The sequence below is a fragment of the Sphingomonas paeninsulae genome (assembly GCF_003660165.1).
In the GTDB taxonomy this organism is placed as follows: Bacteria; Pseudomonadota; Alphaproteobacteria; order Sphingomonadales; family Sphingomonadaceae; genus Sphingomonas_O; species Sphingomonas_O paeninsulae.
In genome coordinates this window covers 650,318-671,326 of sequence record NZ_CP032828.1, presented here as the reverse complement: position 1 = coordinate 671,326, position 21,009 = coordinate 650,318, and the positions used below count along the sequence as shown (strand labels likewise).

Sequence of the window (21,009 nt, the reverse complement as noted above, 5' to 3'; positions counted from 1 at the left end):
CCTACAGGTGTCCAGACGACATAGCTAACCAGGTGATCCTGCAAGCAACGCGATCTGGCCTGTCAGGAAAAGATCGGGATTGTCGGCACGGCGCAGCATCGGTTCGCGGACCTGTTCGTCGGTGGGAACGAAAAAACGGTTCGCCTCGACCGCGTCGGCAAGCAGATCGCCGACTGCATCCGGTTCCATCACGGCATATTGCGCACCCGGCCCGCGCGGCGCGATGCCGGGGGTCCATGAACGGATCGTGCTGCCGATCGCGGTTCGAACGGGACCGGGACACAGGCATGTCACACCGACACCCTGTGGCTGAAGATAAAGGGACAGCCCTTCTGAAACGCCGATCATCGCCGCCTTGCTGGCGACATAGGGCAGGCGATCCCACGCATAGGGAAACAGCCCGGCAAACGAAGCGGTATTGATGATGTGTCCGTGCCCGCGCGCAATCATGCCGGGGATCAGTTGATGAATGGCGCGAATGGCCGACATCAGGTTGAGGTTCAGAATGCGTTCCCATTCGCTGATCGGGATATCTTCTGGTTTGCCAGAGGCGAGGACGCCGACATTGTTCATCAGAATATCGATGTCGCCGAACCGACCGTAAACAGTATCCAGCACATGGTCGATGGCATCGTCGCGCCCGACATCGACGGCAACGGCGATCGCCTCCCCCCCAGATCCACGATGCTTGCCGCCGTCGCTGCAACGCCGGCCTCGTCGATATCGGCGAGGATCAGGCGTGCACCCCGCCGGGCGAAAGCATGGGCCGCACCACGCCCGATGCCGCTCGCCGCGCCGGTTATCAGTGCGGTATTCCCCGAGAATAAAGTCATTCGCCCGGCACGGCGGGCTTGGTCAGCGATACGACGCCACCCTCTCCCTCGATCCGCGCCCATTGGTCGCGGATGACCTGTTCCATGATCGACGCTTTCGGCCAGCCCGAATAGACCGCAAAGTGGACGACGAATTCCATCATCTCGTCATAGCTGATGTCGCCGCTTTTCATTGCCGCATAGACGTGCGCGGTGATCGGGACGACGGTGTCGGCGGCACCGACGCAAGCGAGCGTGATCCAGCGACGCGTGCGCATATCCAGCCCCGGACGCGACCACATTTCGCCGAACACGAAATTGGCGATCCCGGCCTGACGATAAGGGCTGTCCGATGGCGGCGCGGGCGTGGTCATCGTGTACTGAAACCAGTCGCGTCCATATTGTTCGCGCTGTTCGGGCGTCATGATGGGGGGTTTATAATCGGTCATGGTGTTCCCTTTGGATCGGATGATGCCGGGTCGAAGATTGAGAGAAAGGCGGATGCTTCGCCGACGATATGTTCAGCGGTGCCACCCTCTCGCGTGAGGAGTGCCGCGAACAAATCGACGTCTTTTGCCAGCAGTCTGGCACCGTGCGCGAACGACTGTAGATCGGGCAGGCGCGACAAAATCGCATGAGCTTCGCTGTTGCCGCTGCTTGCCGCAATCACGCGCGACAGGGCGGCGGATTCGAGACCCAGAACGCTGCCGCAAAATGCTGCTTCGTGCGCGAGCATCAGGTTCGCCGTAAGCAGGGCGTTGTTAATCAGTTTGGCCGCCTGCCCCGATCCGATTTCACCCAGTCGCACGACGAGCGAGGCAAAGGTTTCGGCAAGGGGAGCAAAGCGCGCGCAGTCGGCCTGACTGCCGCCCATCATCACCGTCAGCGTTCCTGCAAGCGCAGCAATGGCCCCGCCGCTGACGGGTGCGTCGATGACAGCGATCCTACGCAAAGCCGCCGCTTTGCCGATGGAACGACAGGTATCGGGATGAACCGTCGACACGATGGCGATCATGCTGCCCGGTGTCATCGCCACCAGCGCCGCGTCGCAAACATCGCGGACGCCGGCATCGTCTACGACGCAAATGCACAGGATATCGACACTGGCGGCAAGTTCGGTGATCGAGCCAGCGACCTTTGCCTTGCCCGCAAGGATTTGCAGGCTTTCGGGGCGACGTGCCCATAGAGTCAAATCATAGTCGGCCCGCGCGATGCGCTCCGCAATCGGCGCGCCCTGATTGCCAAGTCCGATGAAACCGACGCGGCTGCGGTCCCGGATTGCGGGATTTGTAACGCCTGACATACCCTCTCTCCCGCCGTCCGTCTGGATCGATCTGGTTTCAGGCTAAGGGTGCCCAAGTCAAAGTCAAGGACGGTTTACATAACGGCTATTGCGACATGAGGGCACGGTGCGATCCGTTCAGGACATCTTCGAGCGCGCGTTCCAGCCAGTGGCGCGCGATTGGGTCCACCGCACCGACAAATGGTGTGAGCGGGAGCAAATGGCGGTAAGTGAAGAACCCGGCGCAGAGCGAAAGGATCGCAGCGGCGCGGACTTCGCCATCGTCTCCACCGAGCCAATTTGCCAATGGCATGACAACCTTTTCCTGCATCATCCGTCGCGCAATCGCCTGCGCCAGAGGGTCGGATGTGGCGTGGATCACCATCGGCAAAGGATCGGGGAGAGTGTCACTTTCGTCGGTCAGATGCGCAACGATACTCTGTGCCAGCCCCGGAAACTCATATTGCCCATGCGAGGGCAGTTCGCTGAGCACTGAGTCCAGCGCCGTTTCGAACAACTGCTCTTTCGATCCGAAATAACGGATAACGAGCGCCTGATTCACATCGGCTTCGGCAGCGATGTCGCTGATCCGGGCCTGTGTATAATCGCGGATGGCAAAGACCCGTCGCGCCGCTGTCAGGATACGTGCGCGGGTATCCACGGCGTTGCGAGGCCGCATGACACGGGGAGTCGCTTCTGGGTGCGCAGGTGACTGAACGGCTTGGGTCATTGTCGCTAAGGCATCCTTTTGCGGGACGCTCAAGTCAAGCAAAACAGCGTGGTCCGCTGTAGGTGCGCACGCGCGGCCGGCGTCCACGAGACATATGTAAATGGCTGTTGACATCGTTGGTGTGCGCAGCCAATCTGGCCTGAGCAAACGGAGCGCCGTCGTTAAGAGCAGGCCTCCCCCTTTAGGAGAGAAGAATGACTGACGCCCCCGCCCCCAGCGCACTCCTGCGTATCGGTAACGACGATTATTCAGAAGGTTCGGGGGGTACGTACACCCATCTCAACCCCGTGACCGGCATCGCGCAGGCGACGATCCCGCTGGCTGGTGCAAAAGAGGTCGATCTCGCGGTCGAACGTGCGCTCGCCGTCAAGGAAGAGTGGCGCCGCTGGACCCCCGAACGCCGCCGCGATGCGATCGCCAAACTCGGCAGGCTTGTGCGTGAGAATGTTGCTGAGTTCGCCCGGCTTGGTGCTCTCGATGGGGGCACGCCGCTGCCGTCCGGTATGCATATGGCGACGCTGTCCGCCGATTGGCACGACTATTATGCCGGTTGGTGCGACAAGCTCGACGGGCAAATGTATTCGACCTTCGACACGCGTGGGACGTTTTCCTATTCGGCACCCGAACCCTATGGCATCATCGGGATCATTATCACCTGGAACGGCCCGCTGATCTCACTCGGCATGAAGGTCGCGCCTGCGCTGGCCGCCGGCAATTGCGTGATCGTGAAGCCTGCCGAACTGACGCCCTTTGCTCCCGATTTTTACGCACGACTGGTCCGTGAAGCAGGCATTCCCGACGGCGTGTTCTCGCTGTTGCCCGGTGGTATCGACGCTGGCGAGGCGCTTGTCCGGCATGAGGATGTCGAGAAGATCAGCTTCACTGGCGGTCCCATTGCGGCGCGCAAAATCCTCGCGATGTGCGCTGAACAGATGAAGCCCGCCGTTCTGGAACTGGGTGGCAAATCGGCCAGTCTGTTGTTCCCCGACACCGACATCGACGCGGCCTGCGAACGCGCGATTCAATGGACGATTGGGGTCATGGCCGGGCAGGGATGCTCGCTCCCCACTCGCCTTATGGTGCATGAATCGATCCATGATGAGGTCGTGCAAAAACTCATCGCGATCACCAATGGATATAAGGTCGGCGACCCGATGGCAGAGGGCGTGCGCGTCGGGCCGTTGATCAACAGCGCGGCCGTGACCCGCATCATGGGTATGCTCGATCGGGTTCGTTCGGAGGGGTCGGGCAAGATCGTTCTGGGCGGCCAGCGTTGCGGCGGGCCGCTCGAAGGGCTGAACTATATCGAACCGACGATCATCACGGATGTCGACCCAGCCAGTGAAATAGCGCAGGTCGAGATTTTCGGGCCTGTCCTGCTCGTCCTGAAATTCTCGGACGAGGATGAGGCTGTGCGCATTGCCAACAGCACGAAATATGGCCTGGCCGCCTATATCCAGACCGACAATCTGAAGCGCGCCCTGACGCTGGCCGAGCGCCTGAAATCGGGTGGCGTCTATGTCAACGGCGCACAGCAGATCCATCCGTTTACGCCATTCGGTGGCCTAGGCGTTTCGGGGTTCGGCAAGGAAGGCGGACGCGCCGGGATCGACGAGTTCCTGCGTTATAAAACTGTCAGCATCGCCTGAAGAAACAGATTGCGGGCGCCTGTGACAGCGCCCGCGATTATGTGGCCGTAATCGGCAAGACCTCGGTCTGACCCGCATCGGGAGCTTCGTCCTTCCAGCGCACCGACCCGAATGGCCGTTCCAGCCTGCGCCGCACGCGCAATGGTGCATCGCCGCTGTGGAAGTGCTCGGCGGCCTGCTGGATTTCGATTTCATCGCCGGTGTGGCGACTGCGCAGGCGCAGATAATCGAGCCAGGTCGGGCAATGAAACCGTTCCGTCCATAGCGCCGGTTCCGAAATATCGCGCGCGATCGACCAGTTATACGCGCCGTTGCGATGGCGCGTCAGCTGCACCTTTTGCATGACGCCATAAAATGCACGGGCTTCATCCGGCTTCACGCAATATTCGATTTCCACAACGATTGGCCCGCTGCGCGCGGTCAGGGCGAGCGCGACATCGGGCGCGCCCATATCGATGGCTTCTTTATCGCCGTCACTGGCGGCCGGCATCGGCAGCCAGCGCCCCAGCAAAGGCGTCAGCACCATCAATCCCGCCGAGGCGAGCAACGCGACGCTGGCACCGTGACTTTGTGCGATTGTTCCCCACAGCCAGCTTCCGAACGCGATCCCACCGCAGATCGAGGCCTGATAAGCGGCAAGCGTACGCCCGGCAACCCAGCGAGGCGCGGACAGTTGAATCGCGATGTTGAAAACCGTCACGCTGATCATCCAGGCGGCACCCGCCGCGATCAGCACGATGCCGGTCAGCAATACGGATTTGCTAAACGCTTCGACCGCGATCGCCGCCGCCATGACCAGCGCACTGATGCTGACGACCTGTTCGCCACTCAGAGATTGACGAAGCCGACCGATATTGAGCGCACCCGCAACGGCGCCAATACCGAACGTGCCGAGGATCAAGCCATAGGTTTCCGCGTTGCCGTGAAGCAGATCGCGGGCAACCAGCGGCATCAAAGCCGACACCGACCCGCCTGCAACACCAGTTGCCAGCGTGCGCCAGAGAACGATGCGAATCGAGGGCGAATGGATGACATACCGAAAGCCCGAGGAGATCGCACGATGGAGCCGTTCGGGTGGCAAGCGCGACGGAAGCTGGATGCGCCGCCAGAGCAGAAGGACGATCAGCAGCGGCACATAGAGAAGTGCGTTTGCCGTAAACGCAGCCACCGCCCCCGCCGCAGCAACGATAATGCCACCGATCGCCGGACCAAAGCTGCGCGCGATATTATAGCTGATCGAATTCAGCGCGATGGCTTGCGGCAACGTATGTGCCGGCACCTGTTCGCTGACCGAGGCCTGCCACGCCGGGCCGAACAGCGCCATGCCGGTTCCGATCAGGAAGCAGAAGCCGAGCAATCCCCAGGGCGTGATGAGACCCAGCGCCGTAACAACCGACAATGCCGTCGCCCCGGCCAGCGAAACCGAAAGTGCGAACAGGCCAACTTTGCGCCGGTCGTACATGTCGGCAATCGCACCCGCGGGGATAGAGATCAGCATGATCGGCAACATCAACGCGGTTTGCACCAGCGCGACCATCGATGCGTCCGTGGTCAACTGGATCATCGACCATGCCGCGCCGACCGCCTGAATCATCAGGCCGAGGTTGGACAACAGGCTGGCGCTCCATATCCGTCGGAAAAGCGGCGTGCGCAGCGGCTCGCCTATCCCACCTGTACGCGGGGAGCCGTGGTCACGGTGGCATTCAATGGCTCGGTTATTTCAATTTCTCCCTGTCGAAACGACCATGGCGCATTCGCGCAGCGGATTCGACAGCCCATTGAATGCAATTCGAATTTTATTGCTCATGCAAACTGTCCTCGCTCTCTTTGTTGACGCAGAAGCGCGCGGCGTGACAAGGCCAATCGAGAAAACAATTCCAGGGCGTAGCGAAAATGGTGCTTTCAGAAACTCAATTGGCAATCAAAGACGCCGTTCGCAGCTTTGCGCAGGAACAGATCCGTCCCAACAGTGCGTCATACGAAGCGGCGGGCAGTTACCCACCCGCATTGTTCGTGGAGCTGGCCGCCCTGGGCCTGATGGGCATGACCGCGCCCGAAGAAGCAGGCGGCGCAGGTGCAGACTATATCTCTTATGCGCTGGCGCTGATGGAAATAGCGGCTGCCGATGGCGCATTGTCCACCATCGTTTCGATCCAGAACAGCCTGCTGGTTTCCGGTATCCTGCGCTACGGCACCGACGCGCAAAAGGCGCGTTTCCTGCCCTCGCTGACCAGTGGAAAGATGATCGGGGCATTCGCGCTTACCGAAACCGATGCCGGGTCGGACGCGTCGGCGATCCGCACGCGCGCCACGCGGGTCGATGGTGGTTGGCGGCTGAACGGGACCAAACAATTCATCACGTCGGGTCGGATCGCAGGTGTCGCAATGGTGATTGCTGTGACCGATCCCGACGCAGGAAAAAAGGGCATTTCTGCCTTTCTCGTGCCCACCGATGCCCCCGGCTATTTCGTCGATAAAGTCGAGCATAAGATGGGACAGGCCGCATCGGACACCTGCGCGCTGCGGTTCGAAGATGTTTTCCTCGAAGACGCGCTGCTTTTTGGCATCGAGGGCGAAGGCTATCGGCTCGCGCTATCCAATCTCGAAGCCGGGCGCATCGGCATCGCGGCGCAATGCGTTGGCATGGCGCAGGCCGCGCTGGAAATCGCGGTCGGCTATGCCAAGGACCGCCGTTCGATGGGCAAGGCGATCGTCGAGCATCAGGCAGTCGGTTTCCGACTCGCTGATCTGGCCGCGAAGCTGGAGGCGTCGCGTCAGCTCGTCCTTCACGCGGCCAGCCTGAAGGATGCGGGACTGCCCTGTTTGACCGAAGCGTCGATGGCCAAGCTATTCGCGTCGGAAACGGCCGAACTGGTCTGTTCCGGCGCGCTTCAGACGTTGGGCGGTTACGGCTATCTCGAGGAATATGGTGTCGCGAAAATCTATCGCGATGTCCGGGTCTGCCAGATCTACGAGGGCACGTCCGACATCCTGCGCATGGTAATCGCACGCGCCCTGTAGCCAGGCGGCGGCGCTGAATTCGTCCCAGCCCGATGCATCACGAACGGGCGTTTGCGCGCCCTCCCCCGCCACGCTAACAGCGGCGGCACATTTTAAGCGGAGAAAATAGATGGACCTGAACGGAATTGCGGCGATCGTCACGGGCGGCGCATCGGGCCTTGGCGGCGCGACGGCTGCGCGCCTTGCTGCGGCGGGTGCAAAGGTCGCCATTTTCGACCTGAACGAAACCGTCGGCCGCGAACATGCGGCGCAGATCGGCGGCAGTTTCTTCAAGGTGAACGTCTCCGACGAGGATAGCGTTAACGAAGGCATCGCAGTAGCCGAAGCTGTGAACGGCATCGCGCGCATCCTTATAAACTGTGCCGGTATCGGCAGCGCGATGAAGACCGTCGGCCGCGAAAACGTGCCGCATTCGCTCGATCTTTTCCGCAAGGTCGTCGAAGTCAATCTGATCGGCAGTTTCAACACGATCTCAAAATTTGCCGCCCGCCTGATGACCGCGGACGTGATCGGCGAAGAACGTGGGGTCATCATCAACACGGCGTCGGTCGCCGCCTATGACGGACAGGTCGGACAGGCCGCCTATTCGGCATCAAAGGGTGGCATCGTTGGCATGACGTTGCCGATTGCGCGCGATCTGGCGCAGAGCAACATTCGCGTGATGACGATTGCACCCGGCCTGTTCCTGACACCATTGCTGATGGGCCTGCCCGAGCCCGCGCGGATTTCGCTCGGCCAGCAGGTTCCGCATCCAAGCCGCCTCGGCAAGCCCGAAGAATACGCTCAGTTGGTCGAATCCATCGTCCAGAATCCGATGCTGAACGGCGAAGTCATCCGCCTAGACGGGGCAATCCGCATGGCGCCACGCTGACTGTTATTATCAATCATCGACGCTGGGCAGCTCCCGGCGTCGATAACACTTGCCTGAAGATCGCTAACGTGGTTGCCTAGGTCGATAATTAGGTCGGCTTGGGAGAGCAGGATGAACGATCAGGACAAGAACACAACGCCGGGTCAGGCGGTGTTCTGGACGGCACGCAAACGTCATTATACTCTTTTCATCCTGTGCCTTGTCGGCGTTTTCAATTTTATCGACCGGCAGATTCTGTCGATCCTGCTCGAGCCGATTAAACACGATCTGCAAGTCACCGACACGGCGATGGGCCTGTTGTCCGGTGTTGCCTTTGCCGTTTTCTATGTCACCGCCGGTTTTCCGCTCGCCCGGATCGCCGATCGCGGGAACCGGCGGACGCTGGTCGCCGCGTGCCTTACCGTATGGAGTGTGGCGACCGCATGTTGCGGCATAGTCACATCCTATATCCAGCTGATCCTTGCGCGCATGGGCGTTGCGGGCGGAGAGGCCGGTGCCTATCCGGCATCGCAATCGATGATCGCCGACCTTTATCCGGTGTCGCAGCGCGGGCGGGTGATCAGCATCCTGCTGGCGGCGCAATCCATCGGGATTGCATTTGGCCTGTTTTTCGGTGGCTGGCTCAATCAGGCGTTCGACTGGCGAACGGCCTTTATCGTCGTAGGACTCCCAGGGCTGATACTGGCGGTTGTGATGATTTTTACCGTCACCGAACCCCCGCGCGGCATGTCGGATGGTGTCCTTCAGGAAATCGGTGTTGCACCGACCGCAAAAGAAATTGCCCAGTTCTTTTTCCAGACGCCTGCAATGCTGTTGCTGCTCGTCGTGGCAATCTGCAATGCTTTCACCGGCTATTCGTTGCTGGCCTGGACCCCGGCATTCTTCATGCGCGTCCACGACATGAATACGCTGGAGGTCGGCAAATGGATGGGGCTGGTCATCGCGTCCGGCCTTTTCCTGGGCAACCTGCTTGCGGGGCAATTGTCCGACCGGACCGCCAAGGGCAATCTTTCGACCTATATGATCGTCTCAGGCTGTTTCGCGCTGGTTTCATTACCTTTCAGCATCTGGTTTACGCTTGCTCCCGACACGACGAGTTCGCTCTGGGGACTTTTCATCGGCCATCTCCTGATGACCGGCTGGCTGCCGCCCGTTTATACAGTCGCACTCACATTGGCACCGCCCCGGATGAGGGCGATGGTGATGGCGATCGTGGCATTTTGCATGACGATAATGGGGATCGGTCTTGGTCCATTGGTGGTCGGCGCATTGAATGACGCATTTCAGCCCATTTATGGTCAGGGGGCTGTGCGCTATTCGCTGCTGATCGCGCATTCGGGGTTGCTGCTCGGCGGTCTGGCGGCGTTCGCGACCGCATGGCTCCTTCGCAAACGCGCGCGGGCGACGCTTATTTCGGCGTAAGGTCGGCGGCGATGCTACGGAGCGCGCGCTCGAATGTCGCCGATTCCTGCCCGCCCGAAATGAAATAGCGATCGTTGATGACGATGGTCGGTACGGCGGTAACACCCTCCTGCCTCCAGCGGCGCTCTTCGCTACGCACTTCGTCGGCGTAGGTGCCGTTGTTGAGGATGGTGCGGGCGGCGATGGGGTTGAGGCCCGCTGTATAAGCCGCTTCGACCAGGGTGTCCGCGTCCGCGATATCACGGCCGTTTGTGAAATAGGCGGCGAACAGCGCGTGCTGCACCTCTACCTGCCGCCCCTTGGTCCCAGCCCAATAAAGCAGTCGGTGGGCGTCGAAACTATTGTAGATGCGTGCGCCGCTGCGAAAGTTCATCGCAAAACCAAGGGCGGCGGCACGATCCCGAATAGCGTCACGGTTCACCGTCGAACGCGCGGCGTCGGCTCCGTATTTCTCAGCGATATGTTCGGAAATGTCCTGCCCGCCCGATGGCATGTCGGGATTCAATTCAAAGGGCTGGAACGCGATCGTCGCATCGACCAGATCGCCGACGTTTTTCAGCGCCGTTTCCAGCCCAAACAGTCCGATCACACACCAGGGGCAGACGACATCTGAAACGAAATCAATTTTCAGGGGTATCGGCATATCCGTTCCTTCGCTGAAATATTGGCGCCAGGCCTTCAAGCGTCGGAACGGATATGGTGTGGGGTCAGCCCCTCGTGAAGGTCTTGCCCTCGGCTGCCATCGATTTCAGCAGTTTCGAAGGCTCGATACCCATCGCTTCCAGTCCGGCAACAATCTTTGGCAGGCCAATTGTGTCGGCCCAGAACATTGGGCCGCCGGTATAGACGGGCCAGCCATAGCCAAGGATCGCGGCGACATCGACATCCGACGCGCGGATGGCGATGCCCTCTTCCAGTACCTTGGCACCTTCGTTGACGACAGGATAAAGCAGGCGCGCGACGATCTCGTCCGCCGGGATCGAGCCGCTGCTGTTGATGCCTTTCGACTTGGCGATGTCAGCGATCAAACCAGCGGCGATCGGTGACGGCGTCGCGTTACGCTTTTCGTCATAGTCGTAATAGCCGCCGTTCTTCTTCTGGCCGAGGCGGTCCATTTTTACCAGGTCGCCGCGCACGGTGCGTTCGGTTTCGCCCCGGCCGATTACGTCGAGCCCGACCAGATCGATCATCTGGAACGGTCCCATCGCAAAGCCATAGTCATAGATCGCCTTGTCGATCTCAGCAGGCGTTGGGCCTTCGAATACCAGCGCGTCCGACTGACGGCCACGCTGCGACATGATCCGATTGGCGATGAAGCCGTTGCACACGCGGCTGAGGACGGGAACCTTGGAAATCGTCTTGGCAAGTTTCATCGCGGTGGAGACGACGCTGTTAGACGTCTTTGCACCGCGCACCACTTCGAGAAGCCGCATGACGTTGGCGGGTGAGAAGAAGTGCAGGCCGACGACCCATTCCGGACGCGATGTCGCCGCAGCAATTTCGTCCAGGTCGAGGAACGATGTATTCGATGCGAGGATCGCGCCCTGCTTGCAGATTTTGTCGAGCTTGCCGAAAACGTCTTTCTTGACGCCCATTTCTTCGAACACGGCCTCGATCACCAGATCGACGTTCGCCAGTGCCTCCAGTCCGAGAACGGGCGTGACGAGAGCCATGCGCTGCTCGACCTGTTCAGCGGTCATGCGACCCTTTTTGGCGGTGTTCTCGTAATTCTTGCGGATCACACCGACGCCGCGATCGAGCGCTTCCTGCGTCATTTCGACCAAAGTGACGGGAATACCGGCATTCAGGAAGTTCATCGTGATGCCGCCGCCCATTGTGCCGGCACCGATGATGCCAACCGACTTTACGGGAATGATCGGCGTGTCGGCGGGAACGTCCGGGACTTTTGCGGTTTCGCGCTCGGCGAAGAAATAGGTGCGCTGGGCGAGTGCTTCAGTGCCTTCCATCAGGTCACGGAACAATTCGCCTTCGCGAACCATGCCCGCATCGAAATCAAGCTCAGCGGATGCTTCGATTGCCTTGATGATGTTCCACGGTGCCTTGAAGCCGCGGAACGCACGTGCGTTCTTGGCGCGGAAGGCGTCGTAGATTTCGGGATGGCCGCGCGATGGCTCAACCTTGTCCTGACGGTCGCGGACACGGACAGGCTTCTTGCCCTCGGCAACCAGCTTGCGTGCGAAGGCGACGGCGTCTTCCTTAAGCTTGCCCTCTTCGGCGAGGGCGTCGATCATGCCAAGTTCGAACGCCTTTTTGGCGGGAACGGGCGCGCCGGTCGTCATGATCTGGAGCGCGGTTTCGACGCCGACGATGCGTGGCAGGCGCTGTGTGCCGCCTGCGCCCGGCAGCAGGCCGAGGTTGACCTCGGGCAGGCCGACTTTCGCCGAAGGTACGGCGATGCGGTAGTTACAGATCAGTGCCAGTTCATAACCGCCGCCAAGCGCTGTGCCGTGGATTGCGGCGACGACCGGCTTGGTGCCGTTTTCGATGATGTCGAACACATCGGCCAGACCCGGCTCCTGCATCGGTTTGCCGAATTCGCTGATGTCGGCACCCGCAAAGAAGGTGCGACCGCCGCAGATCAGGACGATAGCCTTGATCGAATCGTCCGCAGTGAATTTGCGGAACCCCTCATCCAGCGCGCGACGGACGTTGATGCCGAGCGCGTTCACGGGTGGCGAATCGATCGAGATAACGCCGATGCCGTCCTCGACTGTGAATGTGCCAACGTTGCTCATGATATCGCTCCGAAAAACTTGCTGATGGTTGAAAGCGTCTTTGCCGTGGTCGCGCGCGATGCGCAACAGGGACATGGTAACCCAGGTTAGCGTTGTTCAGTCTTTGAAGACCGGCGCACGCTTTTCGCTGGCTGCCGCAATGGTTTCGGCATGGTTGGCGGAAGCCAGAAGGATTTGCTGTTCCTCCGATTCGGCAAGCAGAATTGGCCCCGAACCCGCCTCGACCGAAAGGTTGAAAAGCCGTTTGCTCGCACGGACCGCGTCGGGGCTGTTGGCGGCAATCGCGCGCGCCAGTGTCATGGCCCGCGTATATGGGTCGGCATGGACATGAGTGACGATGCCAAGGACCAACCCTTCGTCGCCGCTCATCTTGCGCGCGGTATAAGTAAGTTCACGCGCCACGTCGGTGCGGACCAGCCCACGCAGCAGCGCGATTCCCGCAACATCGGGAGCAAGGCCCCAGCGCACCTCCATCATCGAAAGCTGGGCATCGGGCGTCGCGATGCGAATGTCTGCCCCGAGCATGATCTGGAACCCCGCGCCGAACGCGAATCCGTGGACGGCGGCAATCACCGGCACCGGCAGCGTCCGCCAGCCCCATGCGATATGCTGAAAGACATTGGCCTCACCGTGGGTGCGCGGCATCAAGTCGCGCAACGCAGGGTTACTGGCGAGGCTTTCGAGATCGACGCCTGCACAAAAGCCCCTGCCCTCGCCGGACAGGACGACGCAGCGGATGTCCTTCATCGCGGTCAGCCGGTCGATCGCTCCGCCAATAGCCTCAAACTGTGCCTGGTCGAGAGCGTTCAGTTTATCAGGCCGTGCGAACCGGACGTCCGCGACCCCGTTTTCGACAGAGATTGTGACGCGTTCTGTCATAGATATGATCCTAGTTACCGGTGTAAACTGGCGGGCGCTTTTCAACGAAAGCCTGCATCGCCTCGATATGATCCTGCGTCGCGGTCAGCATGATCTGCTGGCGATCCTCGAGCGCCATCGCCGCGTCGAGGCTCTGGGCATCGACGTTAAAGTTCAGCGCCTCTTTCGACATGCGCAGGCCGATGGGCGAGTTCGCGACCATCTCTTCGGCCAGTTCGAGGCCGGTTTCGAGCAATCTGTCCTCGTCCACCACATCGCTCAACAAACCAACCCGCAGCGCGCGCTCGGCATTGATGAAGCGACCGGTCAGGATCAGTTCGGAAGCGATCGAAACGCCGACCAGACGCGGCAGGAAATAGCTCGATCCGATATCGCAGCCGCCAAGGCCGATCTTGATATAGGCCGCGTTCATGCGGAGGCTGGGCGCACCGAACCGCACATCGGAGGCGAGCATCATCGAAAAGCCTGCACCACACGCAGCCCCCTGTCCCAGCGCGACAATCGGCTGCGGGCAACTGCGCATTTTCCGCATGATATCGCCCATCATTTTCTGCGTGCGTGCCATATGGACGACCATCGTTGCGCCTTCGGGAAGCGGCCACGCCTTGATATCCAGTCCGGCGCAGAATGCGCGGCCAGCGGCGCGCAGCACGACCGCTCTGACGTCGAGGCGTTCATGCAGGCCACCGAAATAATCCGTCAGTTCGGTCGCCATTTCAGGTGACACCGCATTCAGCACGTCCGGCCGATTTAGCGTCAATACCTCTATCGAACCGTGCGTTTCGACCAGAATATTGCGATAGTCAGCCATGTAAATCCTAATCCTGCCGCGTCGCGCCGATGTAGCGATCACTGTTGCGCGCCTGCCCATAAATGATGGTATCAGCGAAACAAATAGAATTCCTGTGACGGGACGCTGGAGAGAAAAATGCATCCGAGTATCTGGGCTGCGAGACGACCGGACCATGCCGCCACTGTGATGGCCGAAACCGGCCAGACTATGCGCTATGACGAGCTTGAGCGTCAGTCCAACCGGGGCGCGCAACTGTTCCGGTCGATGGGACTGGCGACCGGCGATACCGTCGCGATTTGGTGCGACAACCGACCCGAATTTCTGATGGTAAGCTGGGCAGCCGAACGCGCCGGGCTTTCGTTTGCACCGATTTCGACCAAGCTTACGGCCGCCGAAGCTGAGTTCATCGTTCGTGACAGCGATGCGCGGGCCGTGGTCGCTTCGACCGCAATCGGCGCGGAGGTTGCCGCTCTGGCGGCGAACATGCGCGATGGTCCGCCAATCCTTGTCCTTGGCAGTCCGATTGCCGGGGCCGAGGTATGGGATGACGCCGCAGGACGGATGCCGGACACGCCGATTGCCGACGAAGCGCCCGGCAAGCCGATGCTCTATTCGTCAGGCACAACCGGCAAACCAAAGGGTATCCGCCATGCCTCCCGCACGGGCACGATACAGGACGATCACCCGTATGAGGCCTGGCTGAGCACCAGTTATGGCGTCGATAAAGACAGTGTCTTTTTTTCGCCTGCGCCGCTTTATCACGCCGCCCCATTGCTGTTCAGTCTGACCTGCCAGCGGATCGGGGCCACCGTCGTGCTGATGTCACGTTTTGATCCAGAAGCGACGCTTGCGGCGATCGCACGCTGTCGGATCACCCATGCGCAAATGGTACCGACGATGTTTGTTCGGATGCTGCGCCTGCCGGTGGAAACGCGCGCCAAATACGACCTCTCGTCGCTACGCACGATCGTCCATGCTGGTAGCCCGTGCGCGCCGGACACTAAGCGCGGGATGATCGAATGGCTCGGCCCGATCCTCGATGAATATTATAGCGGTTCGGAAGGGTTCGGGCGCACCTGTATCACGTCTCAGGAATGGCTCGATCATCCGGGTTCGGTCGGCCGTGCCACGCACGGCATCCTCCATATTTGCGACGACGACGGCGACGAAGTGGCTACGGGCGAGATTGGGGCCGTCTATATCGAGAGCGATGTGACCTTCGATTATCACAAAGACTCGCAGAAAACCGCCGACGCCGCCAATCCGCGCCACCCGACCTGGCGAACCTATGGCGACATCGGTTATGTGGATGAGGGCGGCTATCTGTACCTGACCGACCGTCGCGCGTTCATGATTATCTCGGGCGGCGTGAATATCTATCCGCAGGAAGCGGAAAACATATTATTGGGCCACCCCGCCGTTGCCGATGTCGCCGTGATCGGCGTGCCGGACGCTGAAATGGGGGAGGCGGTGAAGGCCGTCGTGCAGCCAATCGACGCAAGCCGCGCAGGCCCGGAACTGGCGGCCGAATTGATCGAATGGTGTCGGGGACGACTGTCGCATTACAAGTGCCCGAAGACGGTTGATTTCGACGGGGAGCTGCCCCGCGCCGCCACGGGCAAACTTCACAAGAAGGAAGTTCGCGACCGTTACTGGGCTAGCAATGGCGCATGAGGGAAAAGCAGTTTTCGCTTTCATGAGATAACGCCATTATCTATCACGGTATAATGGCCGTGCTGCTGACCGAAACCCAGATACATGAAGCGCGCGACAAGATCGTGCGGGTTGCCGAGCGGCAGGCCGTCGAACTGGGCATGGAACGGGTGTCGATGCACAGCATTGCGCGCGCTCTGGGGTGGAGTGCGACCGCGCTATACCGCTATTTCGAGAATAAGGACGCGATCCTTGCGGCGGCGCGGACGGCGGCGTTCGACCGGCTGTCCGACCGTCTGGAGGCGGCGATGGAGGGACCGGGCGACATCTGGTCACGATCGCGCGAAGTGGGCAATGCTTATGTCGACTTCGCGTTTCAGAACCCCGAAGCCTATCGCCTGATCTTCGAATTGTCGCAGGCCGAATTCGGCCAGTATCCCGAACTGGATACCGCCAACGCGCGCGGGCGGGCGAACATGATCCGCTACGTCGAAACGATGGTTGCCGAAGGGGCGCTGGACACCGATCCCGAACTGCTGGCCTATACGTTCTGGGCCGCGTTACATGGGATTATCTCGCTGCAAATGGCGGGAAAACTCACGCGTGATGCGCCGTCGTTCGAGACGATCCGCCGGGATATGGTCCGGCGGATCGTCCATAGTGCGCTGGGACCGGCAGCGCGGCGTGAGCGTCGGGCTTAAGCGGCCAGCCGTGCCAGCGCCGCGCGATATTCACGGCCCAGACGGGCGATGAGTTCGGCCGCCGGAACGACTTTTTCGACCGCGCCGATGCCCTGCCCGCAGCCCCAGATATCGCGCCACGCCTTTGTGCCTTCGGTGAGTGCGCCGAAATCCATTTTCGACGGGTCCGAGACCGCTAGCGCATCGGGATCGAGACCGGCGGCGAGGATGCTCGGCTTCAGGTAATTGCCATGCACACCGGTGAACAGATTGGAGTAAACGATGTCGTCTGCGGCGCTGTCCACGATCATTTGTTTGTAACCGGGCGCGGCATTGGCTTCCTCGGTCGCGATGAATGCCGATCCGATATAGCCGAAATCGGCACCGAGCGCGCGCGCGGCTGCGACTGCGTCGCCGGTCGAGATCGACCCCGAAAGCGCCAGCGGGCCATCGAACCAGGTACGAATTTCCTGCACCAGCGCAAAAGGTGAGATGGTGCCGGCATGGCCCCCTGCTCCCGCTGCGACTGCGACAAGCCCGTCCGCACCCTTTTCAATGGCCTTACGCGCAAAGAAATTGTCGATCACGTCATGGAAAACAAGGCCACCATAGCTGTGGATCGCTTCATTGAGATCGACCCGCGCCCCGAGTGAAGTGATGACCATCGGCACCTGATATTTGACGCAGAGCGCCAGATCTTCCTCGAGCCGTTCGTTCGTGCGGTGAACGATCAGATTGACCGCAAACGGCGCGTCCTGATCGGTCAGTTCGCTGCGCAACCGCTTCAGCCAGTCCTCAAACGTGCCAGAGGGGCGCGCGTTCAGCGACGGGAACGACCCGACCACGCCCGCGCGACATTCGGCGATCACCAGTTCGGGCTGCGAGATGATGAACAGCGGCGAGGCGATGACCGGTACGGACAGGCGACCTTCGAACAATTTTGGCATCGACATGAGTTATTGCGACTTTCTTCGTAATCGAAATTCAACGGCGTCGTTTCAGCCACCGAGTCGAACTGGTTGCGGTATTGAGTTCGCGTTTCACCATAGATAATGGCGTTATCTATGCAAGCCAAAATCGGATTGGGCGTTGCGAAACATGGCGTGATGAACCAACGAGCCCGTGACAAATGCTCGCGGAACACGCGCCGCACGATGAAATGGAGACATGCAATGCAAGCCGCACCGGGTAAATTCGAGACGCTGGACCAGTTGATGCACGAGCGCCGGTCGGTGCGCGGCTTCGATCAAAGTCCGGTGGACCCGGCCACTCTCCAGAGCATCTTTGCAACCGCGCAACAGGCTCCATCGAACTGCAACGTCCAGCCGTGGGTCGTGCACGTCGTCTCAGGCGATTCGGCAGAACGGATGCGGACCGCATTGTACGACCGTGCGAAAAGCGGCGCTCAGCCGTCCCCTGATTTTCCGCTGACCGGCGGCTATCCCGGCGAATATCGCGTCCGCCAGATCGGTGCGGCCAAGGCGCTGTTCGCGGCGACCGGTGTGGCCCGCGAGGACGTGGCGGCCCGCACCGATTCATTCCTGCGCAACTTTCGATTCTTCGATGCGCCGCACGCCGCCTTTATTTTCATGCCACGCTGGGCCGGAATGCGCGAGGCGGCCGATTGCGGCATGTATGCCCAGTCGCTGATGCTGGCGATAACCGCGCAGGGTCTCGGGTCGTGCGCACAGGGCGCGCTCAGTCACTATGCCGATGTGGTCCGCGACCAGTTAGCGGTGCCAGAGGATATGCTGCTGCTGTTCGGCCTGTCGTTTGGCTATGAAGATACAACCCACCCCGCAAACGCCGCGCGGACGGTGCGTGCGACGCTGGATCAGGCGACCATTTTCCACGATTGATGCGAACAGGGCGCGTGGTCGGTTGTGCTGCTCATGCACAAAGGACCACGCCAGCCCCGACCATTTCGGAGACATGGTTCTCCGCATAACCAAATTCGGCGAGGACAGCGGCGGTGTCCTGTCCGCAAACGCCAGCGCCCCGGACTTTGGTGGTCGAGTGCGAAAACCGGATGAGTGCGGCAAGGCGCGGGATTTCATCGAGTATCGGATGGGTAGTAGCGGCGACGAAGCCCTGAACCTGCCCGACGCTGCCTTCATCGAGATAATTGGCCTCGACCGGGCCGGGCGCGCATTTGACGCACGCGACGTCCGCCGCCCGCAATGTCGTTTCCCATTCGTCGGCCGTTTGCGTGATGAAAATAGCGGCCAGCGCTTCGGACAACAGACTGTCGTTTGCGGCACGGGACTCTACCGATGCAAAGCGCGCATCGCTCGCCAAAGCTGCGCCACCAGGCAGGCTCGCTATTAGTCGACCCCATTCACGCGCGCTGGGCGCAGCCAGGAACACCCAGTCGTCCGACGCCTGATACAGCCGGTAAAGCGCAGAAAAGCCGAGGAGGCCGGAATCTGCGGTTGGCGCGGGCGGGGCACCGTCATAGTCGATCATGACTTCGGACAATGCGTGCGCCGTGCTCGACAGCATAGAGGTCAACATTTGCTGTCCACCCGCCCCGCGTGCACGCGCGACCAGACCCAATAGCATGGCGGTTGCGGTCGATACGCTCGACAATCCGTCGGAATTGCCGACGCCCATGACGGCCGCGCTCAATCGGATCGCGACCTCCTTGACCTCGTCGAGGGTCAAATTCGCGCGATCTGGAATCGTTGCTTCGGCATTTCGCCATGCCATGCCCGCACACGCGCCGATCGTCGGCGCAAAGGCGGGCCGGTGACCGCATGGACCGTCCTCTCCATAGCCGGGCGCGTTCAGGTAGATCAGGCCGGGATTGAGCGCCATCAACGTGTCAGCGTCGAGACCCAGCCGCTTTGCAACCCCTGCGCGGAAGGACTGAAGCACGATATCGGCTTCGGCGATGATCTTGTGTGCTACGGCACGGCCCTCTGCACTCGACAGATCGACCGCCACGCTTTCCTTGCCCTGCAGGACTTTCATGCCCGCCAGCTCGGGGAAAGGCAGCATGAAACGATGCGGATCGCCGTCGAGCTGTTCGAGCTTGATGACCCGCGCGCCGAGATCGGCCAGCAGCGTCGCACCATAAGGGGCCGCATAATAAGTGCCGAGTTCGATGATCGTGATACCCGCGAGCGGCGCGGCGCACGGGGTGTTGGCAGCACTTGTCGGAGCAGGCGCGGGCATAGTGGGCGATGCAGCCTCGGCGCGGATTGCGGCGTCGTGCAAACCCGAAACCGGAGCGATGCCATCGACCACGGCAGGCGTGCCCTCCATTCGGACAAGCGCGCCGAGGTTACGGACCGGCGGTCCATCCGGCACATCGACCGACGCGACCATATCGTTCCAGACCATTTGCGGATGGTCGAGCAACTCGCTGCCGCGCCTGAACATCTCTGCCCATACGTTGGGATCGTCATCGAATAGCGCAGCCCATTCTGCCGCCGTCTTTCCCCGCACGATATTCAACAACAGCTCCCAGAACTCCTTGCGCTGTTCGTGGCTATCGAATGCCGGGGCGCTCTCCCATTTGGGATCTTCGAACATCCATTCGAGGCCAAACATCTTCATCATCGCCCGGAACAGCTTGTTCGTGGTCTGCGAGAATTGCAGCCAGCGCCCGTCCTTGGTCAGCGCAATCAGGAGCCGAAACGAAAGGTCGCCGGTCGGCACGCCTTCATGCACGCGCGGCATTTGTTTGAAGCCGTCGCCATAACGGGTCGCCACGACGCGCGCGAACCAGTTGAATGTGTCGTGGACGGTCAGACCCTGCGCCAGCGTCGTTTCGATATGCTGCCCGCCGCCGCCATTCTCACGCGCCAGAAGTGCCGCGAAAATGCCCTGCAAGGCCAGTTGGCTGGCGGGATAGGACGCATAAGCTGCCGAACAAAATGCGGGCCGTCCTGGTATCGGCGCCATGTCGGTCAACGCCCAGAACACGCCAAGTTTTGCAGCGATAACGGCTTCATAACCCTGAAGCCCGGCAAGCGGCCCGTCGCTGCCAAAACCGCTGATCGAGGCAAATATGAGGTCTGGGTTCCGTGCAGACAGGGTGGCATAACCAATACCGAGCCTGTCGGCGACACCGGGGCGAAACGTCTCGACCACGATATCGGCGTTGGCCGCAAGCGATTGCGCGACTACGAGGTCGGCGGCATCCTTCAGATCAAGCTCTATACTGCGCTTTCCCCGCCCCCAGAACGGCCACGCTCGCTCGGCACGAAGGGGGCTGCCCCCTTTGGGTTCGATCTGAATCACCTCGGCCCCGAAATCGGCAAGCAACTGGCTCACCTGCGAGCCCGTGCGCTGAACGGAGAAATCCACCACGCGAAGACCGGCGAGTGCGGCGTTTTTGGCTATATTGTCGCGGTCGTTCGATACATTCACTGACGGCCATCCTCTTTTTTGCAGTCGTCGCGGTTCGCTGGCTGAAGCCTCTGTCATCTTTCGAAATTCAGGTTGTCAGTAATG

General features: G+C 60.8%; 17 protein-coding genes and 1 pseudogene. 7 read left to right on the top strand and 11 right to left on the bottom strand.

The window, feature by feature from the left end; all coding sequences use genetic code 11:
- Nucleotides 1–24 precede the first annotated feature (24 nt).
- From D3Y57_RS04475 to D3Y57_RS04455, 4 genes and pseudogenes are all read right to left on the bottom strand, one after another.
- Nucleotides 25–833, bottom strand: a pseudogene (locus tag D3Y57_RS04475) (SDR family NAD(P)-dependent oxidoreductase).
- Complete coding sequence (locus tag D3Y57_RS04465; RefSeq protein WP_430738985.1) at nt 830–1,261, bottom strand: carboxymuconolactone decarboxylase family protein; 432 nt, start codon at nt 1,259–1,261, stop codon at nt 830–832. Before D3Y57_RS04465 ends, D3Y57_RS04475 begins: the two are co-directional and overlap by 4 nt.
- On the bottom strand, nt 1,258–2,115 hold the full coding sequence (locus tag D3Y57_RS04460; RefSeq protein ID WP_121151717.1) for an NAD(P)-dependent oxidoreductase: 858 nt from the start codon (nt 2,113–2,115) through the stop codon (nt 1,258–1,260). The genes D3Y57_RS04465 and D3Y57_RS04460 overlap by 4 nt, the downstream gene beginning before the upstream one ends.
- Before the next feature lie 85 nt (nt 2,116–2,200).
- Nucleotides 2,201–2,824, bottom strand: a complete 624-nt coding sequence (locus tag D3Y57_RS04455) for a TetR/AcrR family transcriptional regulator (RefSeq protein WP_162986954.1) — start codon at nt 2,822–2,824, stop codon at nt 2,201–2,203.
- A gap of 194 nt (nt 2,825–3,018) precedes the next feature.
- Between D3Y57_RS04455 and D3Y57_RS04450 the strand changes: the two genes are divergently transcribed.
- The gene (locus D3Y57_RS04450; RefSeq protein ID WP_121151713.1) at nt 3,019–4,473 is read left to right on the top strand and encodes an aldehyde dehydrogenase family protein; all 1,455 of its coding nucleotides are present in this window, start codon (nt 3,019–3,021) and stop codon (nt 4,471–4,473) included.
- A gap of 37 nt (nt 4,474–4,510) precedes the next feature.
- Here D3Y57_RS04450 and D3Y57_RS04445 read toward each other — a convergent pair whose 3' ends face one another.
- Entirely contained in the window at nt 4,511–6,181 is a 1,671-nt protein-coding gene (locus D3Y57_RS04445) for an MFS transporter (RefSeq protein ID WP_121151711.1), read from the bottom strand.
- 185 nt (nt 6,182–6,366) lie between these two features.
- On the opposite strand from D3Y57_RS04445, the gene D3Y57_RS04440 reads away from it, so the two are divergent.
- The 3 genes from D3Y57_RS04440 to D3Y57_RS04430 all read left to right on the top strand — a co-directional run bounded on the left by D3Y57_RS04440 (nt 6,367) and on the right by D3Y57_RS04430 (nt 9,787).
- Nucleotides 6,367–7,494 carry an acyl-CoA dehydrogenase family protein gene (locus tag D3Y57_RS04440; RefSeq protein WP_121151710.1) on the top strand — a complete coding sequence of 376 codons (1,128 nt, stop codon included), beginning with the start codon at nt 6,367–6,369 and terminating at the stop codon, nt 7,492–7,494.
- A gap of 109 nt (nt 7,495–7,603) precedes the next feature.
- Nucleotides 7,604–8,365, top strand: a complete 762-nt coding sequence (locus D3Y57_RS04435; RefSeq protein ID WP_121151708.1) for an SDR family NAD(P)-dependent oxidoreductase — start codon at nt 7,604–7,606, stop codon at nt 8,363–8,365.
- 111 nt (nt 8,366–8,476) lie between these two features.
- Nucleotides 8,477–9,787, top strand: a complete 1,311-nt coding sequence (locus tag D3Y57_RS04430; RefSeq protein WP_121151705.1) for a spinster family MFS transporter — start codon at nt 8,477–8,479, stop codon at nt 9,785–9,787.
- Here the strand turns inward: D3Y57_RS04430 and D3Y57_RS04425 are convergent.
- The 4 genes from D3Y57_RS04425 to D3Y57_RS04410 all read right to left on the bottom strand — a co-directional run bounded on the left by D3Y57_RS04425 (nt 9,774) and on the right by D3Y57_RS04410 (nt 14,233).
- A complete protein-coding gene (locus tag D3Y57_RS04425) occupies nt 9,774–10,430 on the bottom strand; it encodes a DsbA family oxidoreductase (RefSeq protein WP_121151703.1) in 657 nt (218 codons plus the stop codon). The genes D3Y57_RS04430 and D3Y57_RS04425 overlap by 14 nt on opposite strands.
- Before the next feature lie 64 nt (nt 10,431–10,494).
- Nucleotides 10,495–12,543 (bottom strand): 3-hydroxyacyl-CoA dehydrogenase NAD-binding domain-containing protein, encoded by a 2,049-nt coding sequence (locus D3Y57_RS04420; RefSeq protein ID WP_121152115.1) that lies wholly within the window; start codon nt 12,541–12,543, stop codon nt 10,495–10,497.
- A 96-nt stretch (nt 12,544–12,639) separates the two neighbouring features.
- Nucleotides 12,640–13,422, bottom strand: a complete 783-nt coding sequence (locus D3Y57_RS04415; protein WP_121151701.1) for a crotonase/enoyl-CoA hydratase family protein — start codon at nt 13,420–13,422, stop codon at nt 12,640–12,642.
- Nucleotides 13,423–13,432: 10 nt separating this feature from the next.
- Nucleotides 13,433–14,233 carry an enoyl-CoA hydratase/isomerase family protein gene (locus tag D3Y57_RS04410; RefSeq protein ID WP_121151699.1) on the bottom strand — a complete coding sequence of 267 codons (801 nt, stop codon included), beginning with the start codon at nt 14,231–14,233 and terminating at the stop codon, nt 13,433–13,435.
- Nucleotides 14,234–14,350: 117 nt separating this feature from the next.
- Here D3Y57_RS04410 and D3Y57_RS04405 point away from each other — a divergent pair, with 117 nt between their 5' ends.
- Both D3Y57_RS04405 and D3Y57_RS04400 read left to right on the top strand, forming a co-directional pair.
- Nucleotides 14,351–15,889, top strand: a complete 1,539-nt coding sequence (locus tag D3Y57_RS04405) for an acyl-CoA synthetase (protein ID WP_121151697.1) — start codon at nt 14,351–14,353, stop codon at nt 15,887–15,889.
- A gap of 53 nt (nt 15,890–15,942) precedes the next feature.
- Nucleotides 15,943–16,569, top strand: coding sequence for a TetR/AcrR family transcriptional regulator (locus D3Y57_RS04400; protein ID WP_121151695.1), 627 nt, complete (start codon nt 15,943–15,945; stop codon nt 16,567–16,569).
- On the opposite strand, the gene D3Y57_RS04395 is transcribed toward D3Y57_RS04400, so the two are convergent.
- Nucleotides 16,566–17,501 (bottom strand): NAD(P)H-dependent flavin oxidoreductase, encoded by a 936-nt coding sequence (locus D3Y57_RS04395; RefSeq protein ID WP_121151693.1) that lies wholly within the window; start codon nt 17,499–17,501, stop codon nt 16,566–16,568. The two genes, D3Y57_RS04400 and D3Y57_RS04395, sit on opposite strands and share 4 nt — an antisense overlap.
- Before the next feature lie 219 nt (nt 17,502–17,720).
- Between D3Y57_RS04395 and D3Y57_RS04390 the strand changes: the two genes are divergently transcribed.
- Entirely contained in the window at nt 17,721–18,407 is a 687-nt protein-coding gene (locus tag D3Y57_RS04390; RefSeq protein ID WP_239025736.1) for a nitroreductase, read from the top strand.
- Nucleotides 18,408–18,438: 31 nt separating this feature from the next.
- Here the strand turns inward: D3Y57_RS04390 and D3Y57_RS04385 are convergent, their stop codons facing one another.
- Nucleotides 18,439–20,925, bottom strand: coding sequence for a CaiB/BaiF CoA transferase family protein (locus tag D3Y57_RS04385; protein WP_162986953.1), 2,487 nt, complete (start codon nt 20,923–20,925; stop codon nt 18,439–18,441).
- Nucleotides 20,926–21,009: the final 84 nt, after the last annotated feature.

Excerpts from the sequence above, each read along its gene's own strand:
- D3Y57_RS04425 (WP_121151703.1), bottom strand. The coding sequence starts at position 10,430 with ATGCCGATACCCCTGAAAATTGATTTCGTTTCAGATGTCGTCTGCCCC.
- D3Y57_RS04435 (WP_121151708.1), top strand. The coding sequence starts at position 7,604 with ATGGACCTGAACGGAATTGCGGCGATCGTCACGGGCGGCGCATCGGGC.
- D3Y57_RS04460 (WP_121151717.1), bottom strand. The coding sequence starts at position 2,115 with ATGTCAGGCGTTACAAATCCCGCAATCCGGGACCGCAGCCGCGTCGGT.
- D3Y57_RS04395 (WP_121151693.1), bottom strand. The coding sequence starts at position 17,501 with ATGTCGATGCCAAAATTGTTCGAAGGTCGCCTGTCCGTACCGGTCATC.
- D3Y57_RS04440 (WP_121151710.1), top strand. The coding sequence starts at position 6,367 with ATGGTGCTTTCAGAAACTCAATTGGCAATCAAAGACGCCGTTCGCAGC.
- D3Y57_RS04465 (WP_430738985.1), bottom strand. The coding sequence starts at position 1,261 with ATGACCGATTATAAACCCCCCATCATGACGCCCGAACAGCGCGAACAA.
- D3Y57_RS04405 (WP_121151697.1), top strand. The coding sequence starts at position 14,351 with ATGCATCCGAGTATCTGGGCTGCGAGACGACCGGACCATGCCGCCACT.
- D3Y57_RS04400 (WP_121151695.1), top strand. The coding sequence starts at position 15,943 with ATGGCCGTGCTGCTGACCGAAACCCAGATACATGAAGCGCGCGACAAG.
- D3Y57_RS04455 (WP_162986954.1), bottom strand. The coding sequence starts at position 2,824 with ATGACCCAAGCCGTTCAGTCACCTGCGCACCCAGAAGCGACTCCCCGT.
- D3Y57_RS04450 (WP_121151713.1), top strand. The coding sequence starts at position 3,019 with ATGACTGACGCCCCCGCCCCCAGCGCACTCCTGCGTATCGGTAACGAC.
- D3Y57_RS04420 (WP_121152115.1), bottom strand. The coding sequence starts at position 12,543 with ATGAGCAACGTTGGCACATTCACAGTCGAGGACGGCATCGGCGTTATC.
- D3Y57_RS04390 (WP_239025736.1), top strand. The coding sequence starts at position 17,721 with ATGCAAGCCGCACCGGGTAAATTCGAGACGCTGGACCAGTTGATGCAC.
- D3Y57_RS04410 (WP_121151699.1), bottom strand. The coding sequence starts at position 14,233 with ATGGCTGACTATCGCAATATTCTGGTCGAAACGCACGGTTCGATAGAG.
- D3Y57_RS04415 (WP_121151701.1), bottom strand. The coding sequence starts at position 13,422 with ATGACAGAACGCGTCACAATCTCTGTCGAAAACGGGGTCGCGGACGTC.
- D3Y57_RS04430 (WP_121151705.1), top strand. The coding sequence starts at position 8,477 with ATGAACGATCAGGACAAGAACACAACGCCGGGTCAGGCGGTGTTCTGG.